The sequence below is a fragment of the Flavobacterium sp. AJR genome (assembly GCF_002156885.1).
Classification (GTDB): Bacteria; Bacteroidota; Bacteroidia; order Flavobacteriales; family Flavobacteriaceae; genus Flavobacterium.
The window spans coordinates 1-8,496 of the sequence record NZ_NCWQ01000159.1 but is presented as its reverse complement, the minus strand read 5'-3'; the positions used below and the strand labels follow the sequence as shown (position 1 = coordinate 8,496).

At 32.7% G+C, this 8,496-nt stretch carries 6 protein-coding genes; 2 read left to right on the top strand and 4 right to left on the bottom strand.

Translation table 11 applies throughout. The features are described 5' to 3' along the window. The first annotated feature begins 147 nt into the window (after nucleotides 1–147). A complete protein-coding gene (locus tag B8T70_RS23085) occupies nucleotides 148–4,110 on the top strand; it encodes a M43 family zinc metalloprotease (RefSeq protein ID WP_086896390.1) in 3,963 nt (1,320 codons plus the stop codon). 99 nt (nucleotides 4,111–4,209) lie between these two features. On the opposite strand, the gene B8T70_RS23080 is transcribed toward B8T70_RS23085, so the two are convergent. The 4 genes from B8T70_RS23080 to B8T70_RS23065 form a co-directional block, all read right to left on the bottom strand. After that, nucleotides 4,210–4,809 (bottom strand): hypothetical protein, encoded by a 600-nt coding sequence (locus B8T70_RS23080; RefSeq protein WP_086896389.1) that lies wholly within the window; start codon nucleotides 4,807–4,809, stop codon nucleotides 4,210–4,212. A 69-nt stretch (nucleotides 4,810–4,878) separates the two neighbouring features. Continuing rightward, entirely contained in the window at nucleotides 4,879–5,478 is a 600-nt protein-coding gene (locus tag B8T70_RS23075; RefSeq protein WP_086896388.1) for a hypothetical protein, read from the bottom strand. A gap of 73 nt (nucleotides 5,479–5,551) precedes the next feature. Then, the gene (locus B8T70_RS23070) at nucleotides 5,552–6,151 is read right to left on the bottom strand and encodes a hypothetical protein (RefSeq protein WP_123912161.1); all 600 of its coding nucleotides are present in this window, start codon (nucleotides 6,149–6,151) and stop codon (nucleotides 5,552–5,554) included. 12 nt (nucleotides 6,152–6,163) lie between these two features. Further along, nucleotides 6,164–7,570, bottom strand: coding sequence for a hypothetical protein (locus tag B8T70_RS23065; RefSeq protein WP_086896386.1), 1,407 nt, complete (start codon nucleotides 7,568–7,570; stop codon nucleotides 6,164–6,166). Nucleotides 7,571–7,900: 330 nt separating this feature from the next. Here B8T70_RS23065 and B8T70_RS23060 point away from each other — a divergent pair, with 330 nt between their 5' ends. Next, nucleotides 7,901–8,278 carry a hypothetical protein gene (locus tag B8T70_RS23060; protein WP_086896385.1) on the top strand — a complete coding sequence of 126 codons (378 nt, stop codon included), beginning with the start codon at nucleotides 7,901–7,903 and terminating at the stop codon, nucleotides 8,276–8,278. Nucleotides 8,279–8,496 lie beyond the last annotated feature (218 nt).

Below are 8,496 nucleotides of genomic sequence, written 5' to 3'. Positions count from 1 at the left end.
ATCTATAATTTTATAAGAATAAAAATACATAATGTAATTTCTAGGTTAATTTATAGATAATTTGATATCATAAACGAATAAAATAGTACAACTACATAATTCAATATAAAAATATCTTTGGTTTCATACTAACAAATTCCTAAGATTATGAAAACAAAATTATTTTTATTTATGGCGTTCATTTTCGTTTTAAAGATAAGTGCTCAAGGATTACCTTGTCGGACTAGCGAAGAAAACGAAAAGATTTACAAACTGAATCCGCATGCATTAAAAGAGAAACAAGACTTTGATACTTTTAGCAAAAAATTCAGTGCTGAAAGGAAATCCAAAACATCCAAAAAAGTAGAAACGTCCTATGTTATACCAGTAGTGTTTCATATTTACGGTGATGTTCAAAGCGGGAAAACCGTTACTTACCAAAAAATCGTAAACCACCTAAAAGAACTAAATGATGATTTTAATGGTCGTAATGCAGATTACGCAACTGTAGATCCATTTTTTCAGGCAAGAAGAGGAACATTAAAAATTGAATTTAAACTTGCTAAAATCGACCCAAATGGAGGTTGCTCTTCTGGAGTTGTATTTCACCCTGCAAAAAATGGTTATGGTAATGGTGGCGGATACGATGACCAAATCGCTGCTGATGCATGGGATAATAAAAAGTATATGAATGTCTATATTCAGAACGATTTATATGCCGATGGAACACTTAACAATTCAGGAGTTGCCTGGTACCCAAGTACAGGTATGACTGCTAGTAATACAGCGAGAGTTGTATTTAACGGTGCTTATTTGTTTGACAACTCTTATAGTAAAGAATTTTCGGCTACATTAACACATGAGTTTGGTCATTTCCTAAATTTAATACACACTTTTGAAGGTGGTTGCACAGGTTCTGATGAAGTAGATGACACCCCACTTGAAGATGGTAAACATACGTTGTCATGTACACAAGGAACAAATTGTAATGGCGACAGAGTAAATAATGAAAACTACATGGGTTACAATGGTGCTCAAGGTTGTTACAAAATGTATACTCAGGGTCAAATAGACAGAATGCTTGCTGCCTTAGAACATCCTGCAAGAAAAACTCTTTGGCAAGAAAGTAATTTAATTGCTACGGGAGTAAATACAACAGGAGGATTATTAGCTTCAAGTACAAATTTCTTTAAAGAAGCAGTTGTTAATGATGGCTCGTTTGATACTGCTGCAACAATTACCCTTACAGGAACAGAGACATTTGCTCTAGCTTCTGGAACACTAACTTCTGGAACACATTTTACCCATACTTTTCCAGCAGGAATTACTCCAGTAATCACAGTTAATTCTAATTCTCTATTAACAGTTACTTTAACGGGAAAAGCTACAAGCCATTTAAAATCTAATAGTGCCAAAGGAACAATTACATTGTTACCAGCAGCTTTCTCAGGCGGAGCTTCGACTATGACTTGTACTGCTTTATACTATGATCTTAAATTTGCAGATCCATACGGAATTTACTTTGTAGATATGCCAGATGCAACTGCAAATGCGGCGCTTACATGGAAAGCATTTGATATCGAAAAAGGAGATGATCCATCATTTGGAGCTTGGAGATATGCAGCCAATGCTTTAAAAATTGAAACCTATGCTAAAAAACTAGTATGTGAAACAGGAACAAGAAACATTTCATTACTTCCTGCAAATACTCAAATAAGTGCTGCTAGTAATTTTAAAGCTCCGGGAGCATATCCTGATCAATTAGATTTGCGCACTACAACATACAAAAACTGGGATGGTAAAACAGGATATGTAGGTTTTGACTTTCTGCTTGAGGGCGCAACTTGTTACGGATGGTTCAAAGTTACTGTAGATGCAGACGGAAACGGATATACAATATCTGAATATGCCTATAACACACAACCAGGTTCGCCTATAACTACAGGAGTAACTGCAAAAGTTGGGGTAACATTATCACCAAGCACATTATACGAATCTGACAATAATGATGGTGCAGTTCCTATAAATGCAGTAATTACATTATCTACCAATAACGGAACTTTTACCAAAAGTTCAGGAGCATTAATTGTAGGTACCGATTATACAATTACAGGAGTACCAGCAGGATTAACTGCAACTTTAACATTAGAGAATAACTCTAAAGCAGTACTTGCTTTAACAGGAAAAGCAACTTCTCACTTACCTAATAATAATTCTTCGGTAGTAGTTACATTTAAAGATGCAGCAATAACTGGCGGAATTACAACACTAGATAATGCATCAAAAACAATAAAAGTAGAATTTGAAGCTCCTTTTGGAATCTATTATGTAGACAATCCTGACTATGTAGCTTCACCAGCAGCAAACTGGCAATGGTTTAGCTTAATTATCGGTGATAATACCGAATATGGGGCATGGCAATTTGCAGCAAATGCATTAAAAATCGAAACTTATGGTAAAAGATTAGTTTGCGAACCAGGAACAAGAAATATCACTAAAGTTCCTGCAGGTGGTACTATAGGAGCATCAAGTAATTTTACAGCTCCGGGAGCATATCCTAATCAATTAGATTTACGTACAGCAACATACAATACTTGGGATAACGAAACTGGTTATGTAGGTTTTGAATACACTAATAGAGGAAGAATATGTTACGGATGGATGAAAGTAAAAGTAACTGCAAGCGGAGACGGATATACCGTTACTAATTTTGCTTACAATACTAAACCAAACGAATCTATAACAACCCCAATTATCAATGCGCCTAGCAATTTGGCAGGAACAGTAAATGTAACAGCACTTTCGGTTGCATTAACATGGGTAGATAACTCAGATAATGAAACAGGATTTACATTAGAAAGAGCTGAAGGAACTGGTGCATATAGCGTTATTAAAACTTTTGCTCCAAACATAACTTCTTATACAGATACAGGATTAACAAAAGGAAACGCTTATTCTTATAGAATAAAAGCAAATATGAATGCTACAAATTCCGATTACTCGAATGTGGCAACAGTAACAATCGAAGATTCTAATCCGAACCCAACATTGGCTAAACCAATAATTAATGAAGGAGATACAGGAATTTATGCTGCAGGTTTTTATGTAACATGGGGATTAATCAATGGTGCAACTAGTTATGACATTCAGGTATATAATGAAACTGACGGATGGGTTGACCAAGGAACATCAACTGCTCATTTCTTATATATTAATAAAAAAGGAACACAAACAAGTTATAGAGTAAGAATGAGAGCTGTAAATGCAACAGGTACAAGTGACTGGAGTACTCCTAGAGACTTTACACTTCCTGGAGCTTTAGTAGCGCCATCTAATCTGGTTGCAATAGCAAATGCAGCTACTCTTGAAGTTGATTTAACATGGGATGATAATGCAGACATCGAAACTGGATTCTCTATAGAAAGAGCTTTAGGAAACGGAGCATATAGCGTAATTGCAACTCTTAGTGCCGACGAAACTTCATATACAGATACAGGATTAACTGCAGGAAGTACTTACTCTTATAAAGTAAGAGCTAGCGAGAATACTACTTATTCTACCTATTCTAATATTGCAACAGTAACTATCGATGATGCAAACCCAGCGCTACCAATTCCTGTATTTTACGATCCATCTAATGGAACTTACCCTTATGGATTTTACGCTACATGGGCATTAATTAATGGTGCTACTAGTTATGAAATACAATTATATAATGCAGTAACAGGATGGGCAGATTTTGCAACATCTACATCTTATAGTCAATATATTGAGAAACAAGGAGAAGAGAGAAATTACAAAATAAGAATAAGAGCTGTATACGCAAATGGAGCTAGTGACTGGAGCACTCCTATGGATGTTACCCTTCCTCCTACGCTTGGAATTAATGAATTTGAAAACGATAAATCATTTACAATTTCTCCTAATCCAGCTTCAGATGTTGTAAACTTCTCACTTAAGAATATAGAATCAACTAATCTGGTAATTACAATTTACAACAATAATGGAGCGCTTATAGATACAGTTCGTAATACAACTACTTATCATGTGAACCATTTACCAACAGGTATATATTATGTAGTAATTACAGATGGTACACTTAAGCAAAGTAAAAAACTGGTAATAAAATAAACGATTCCTAATTTTTATAATAATACTCATAAACCTAAACCGCCGAAAAGAATATCTTTTGGCGGTTTTGCTTTTTATAATTAGAATCTAGAACAGCATCTAATTAAACCAATCTGGATATGCCTCATGAGTTTGTATCCATTTTCCATTTTTCTTCTCCATTACTACAACAAAAGTGCTTCCTCCGCCTATCATGCTAGATTTAGTCGTCACAAAAACCAAATATTTTTTTTTATGGTAATAAATTGGATCTGAAAAAAAATACATTTCATAATTGGTATCATTACGCATATCTAAATACTTATTAAGTAAATCAGTCTGTGTTTTATAATGCTCAATAATGATTCTTTTATGTCTAAAGTCTTCTTTTGTCCAAAATTCATTTTCCAATAGATATCCTTGTTCGGGCAATTGGATACGTCCATACTTTTTCTTCATTACTTCCCAATCTTTTTCTTTAAAGAAAGTTTTATCATATCGCTTCACTCCTTTAGCATCTACAGAACTTATTTGGTTCGCTTTTAGAACCTCTAGTGTAATATTTGAACTTTTTTTCTGTTTTATAACAATAACTTCTTTGGTTGAATCTTTTACAATGGCTTCAAAATAATTGTTCAAAGCATTGTATTTATCCTTAGTCGAGGAACAACCTGATACAAAAATTGAAATAGTTACGATACAAATAATATAGTTTTTCATCTTTCACATCTTTTAAAACAATCCAGATTCCTATTTAATAAGAATCTGGACTATTATTGTAATAAGCATTTAATTAAACCAGTCTGGATATCCTATATGTGTCTGTACCCATTTTCCGTGTTTCTTCTCCATTATTACAACATGAGAGTTTCCACCACCTTCCAAACGAGACTGAACTGCAGTAAAAATTAAATACTTCCTTTTGTGATAATAGATAGGATCTGAGAAAAAGTATACTTCAAAATTAAGACTATTATTAAAATTCATGTATTTAATAAGCAAATCATTTTGTGTTTTATAATGCTCAAAAATAATTTTTTTGTGCCTAAAGTCTTCTTTTGTCCAAAATTCATTTTCCAATAGATATCCTTGTTCGGGCAATTGGATACGTCCATACTTCTTTTTCATTGCTTTCCAATCTTTTTCTTTATAAAAAGTAGTATCCGCTTGTGTAACACCATTAACATTTATATAACTTATTTTATTTCCTTTTAGCACTTCAAGTGTGATATTTGGACTATATTTTCGCTTTATAACAATAACTTCTTTGGTAGAATCTTTTACAATGGTTTCAAAATAATTGTTCAAAGCATTGTATTTATCCTTAGTAGAGGAACAACCTGATACAAAAATTGAGATAGTTACAATACAAATAATATATTTTTTCATCTTTTACATCTTTTAAAACAATCCAGATTCCAATTGAATAAATAAGAATCTGGACTATTATTGCAATAAGCATCTAATTAAACCAACTGGGGTATGCTTCGTAGGTTTGTATCCATTTTCCACTTTTCTTCTCCATTATTACAGCAAAAGTGCTTCCTCCGCCTATCATGCTAGATTTAGTTGCCACAAAAACCAAATATTTTTTTTTATGGTAATAAATTGGATCTGAAAAAAAATACATTTCATAATTAGTATCATTACGCATATCTAAATACTTATTAAGTAAATCATTTTGTGTTTTATAATACTCAATAATGATTCTTTTATGTCTAAAATCATCTTTTGTCCAAAATTCATCTTCTAATGAATTTCCTTGCTCGGGCAATTGGATACGTCCATACTTTTTTTTCATTGCATCCCAATCTTTTTCTTTAAAGAAAGTTTTATCAACTCGCTTTACTCCTTTAGCATCTATAGCATTTATTTGATTTGTTTTTAATACGTCGAGTATAAGATTTGGGTTGTCTTTCTGTTTTATAACAATAACTTCTTTCATAGAATCTGTTACAACAGTTTCAAAATAATTGTTCAAAGCATTGTATTTATCCTTAGTAGAGGAACAGCTAGATACAAAAAGAGCGATAAGGTTAATGCAAATAATATAGTTTTTCATTTTTTAGATATTTTACTTACACGGTATTCCTCTTGGAGATTGGGCATTTGGCGTTCCTTCTCCCACAGGACGCCCCGATTGTTCTGCACGCACTCTATTATAAATTCTATTATAATCATTGCTTCCTACAGGAAATTTAGCTTTAAATGTTGGCGTTTCCATTAATCCACCCCATACTAGGTCTTTGTAAACTTGTAAATCAACATCAAAAATATTATAAGGAGGATTGTTTAATTGGTACCCGTAAATTGCACTTGCTATTGTATTGACTGTAGAAACCGCCATTGCCTCATGCTGTGCAGCAACAGTCATGTTAGGATCATGCGGGAATTTAGTAATATAAAACTCAAATAACGTGGGATAATCTTCAAAAGGGGCATTTGTTGGATAAGTATTATAATTATCTACAACACTTAAAAGATAGGCATGAACCAATTCATGTACAATGGCTGTAGCTTTGTATAAAGTAGTAGCTCCCTCATAATCTTGACTAATGGTAATTGTATAATCGTTTTTTCCATTTCTGTTTGTTTCGGCATAGTTACTAGATTTTTTTAGTGTCCCCATCACCATTTCTACATTATATTCACTTTCTGCTCCTAGACTTGTTAGCATCTTTGCTAAATCCCCTTTTGCTTCTTTTTTTAATTCCTCAAAAATTTCTTTAGGACAATCATCTAGATTTGTTACACCGATACGATTTATAACAATTTGCGCTGCAGATCGAGGTTGTCCATTACTATTGCCTCCGTAGTCATCTCCTCCTGCAGAAGCACCACCTCCATCATCACCTAATCCACTACCTCCCCAGTCATCACAAAAAAGTACTGAAACAAAACGACTACTACCGTCACTATACATTTCGTAAATTCCTATGCAAATCGCATCTTCCATATTTGTTTTACTAGTTTTTGAAGTAGCAGATTTCTTTTTAACAGAACTAAAATAATTAATTTTACTTTGAGAACCTAAGGTTGTTACAAATCCTTCAAAATTTGTTTTAACGTTATAGAAATTAAAATTCTTATCATTAACGTCAAACTTATCACTTTCGGCTGCAATTACAATATGTGATAGTTTATATACCCCTTTTTCATTTGGAGTAAACATCAACCTATTGTATGTTTTTAGTGGTTGACTTTCACTTGTTACTACAACATTATCTTTTAAAACAATTGGTATTTCTATAACAGTACCTTTTACTCCATCTGTTATAATAGCAGCACTCCAACTAATTTCTTTGGTGTGTTTTAGGATAGTCAATTCTGGATTATTATCATCAAACCAGTTTTTAGCCTCAATGACTTTGGCATCCAAGATTGGTTCCTCCCTTCCAATTTCTTCATTCGTACAATTTGTCACAAACACAACGGAGACAAAAACAAATAGAACTTTTGATATTTTTCTAAATTTTATCATAATAAAACAATTTATTAGTTAATAATTCCTTAAAATATTAATTATAAAATTATAGATATTCAACCCAAGAAAAGCTACTAAAAGTTTTAAAAATAATAGAATAAGACACATTAATTAGCTCTAATACATCGAGTAACTTAATAAAGAAACTTATAACACTCAATTTAAAATTAAACACTAATTCATCAAAAAATATATTTTAAGTAATAAATCAAGATAAATAAGATATAAATGCAAATAGACACTTTCTCAAATACACAAAAACACTGTTCAATCAAGTGAGTAAGCTTAATATAATTATAACTTTGTGTGATTAATTTGAGAAATGACATGAGAAAACAATATAACTTACGCCCAAGCAAAGATGGTTTAAGAGCTTGGGATGTACATCGATTAATAGAACTATCTAAAAACTTCCCTGTTAAACGTGTTTTATTGAGCGAAATTAGTGAAGTAAATGAAACATACTGGTTTCAAGATCCAAGCCAATTACCTACTTGTACAGCTATTCTGGAGCATATAAAACTCATGGAAGAAGCTAGTTTAGACTACCCAATTATTTTGTGCGCCAATGGACGCTTGATGGATGGAATGCATCGTGTAATGAAAGCACTTCAACAAGGTCATACCGATATTAAAGTAGTACAGTTTAAAACCACACCCGAACCTGACTTTATAGGTATTCCAGCAGACGAATTGCCATATTAAAAATTTAAAACCTTTGTTCCTTTACTTATTTAATCATTAACAATAAAAGCTAAAAAAGGAGCTATTTCCTGCTATACACTCTATCTTTTATGGCGAACCCCGCCACAAAAGGATACCGTTCCTATCAGGGCTAAAAGAATAAAAAAACATCAAAATAATTTATTGGTCTCAGATATAATTTAAAACTATCCACTTTAGTACATTTCGCTTTAGCTTCT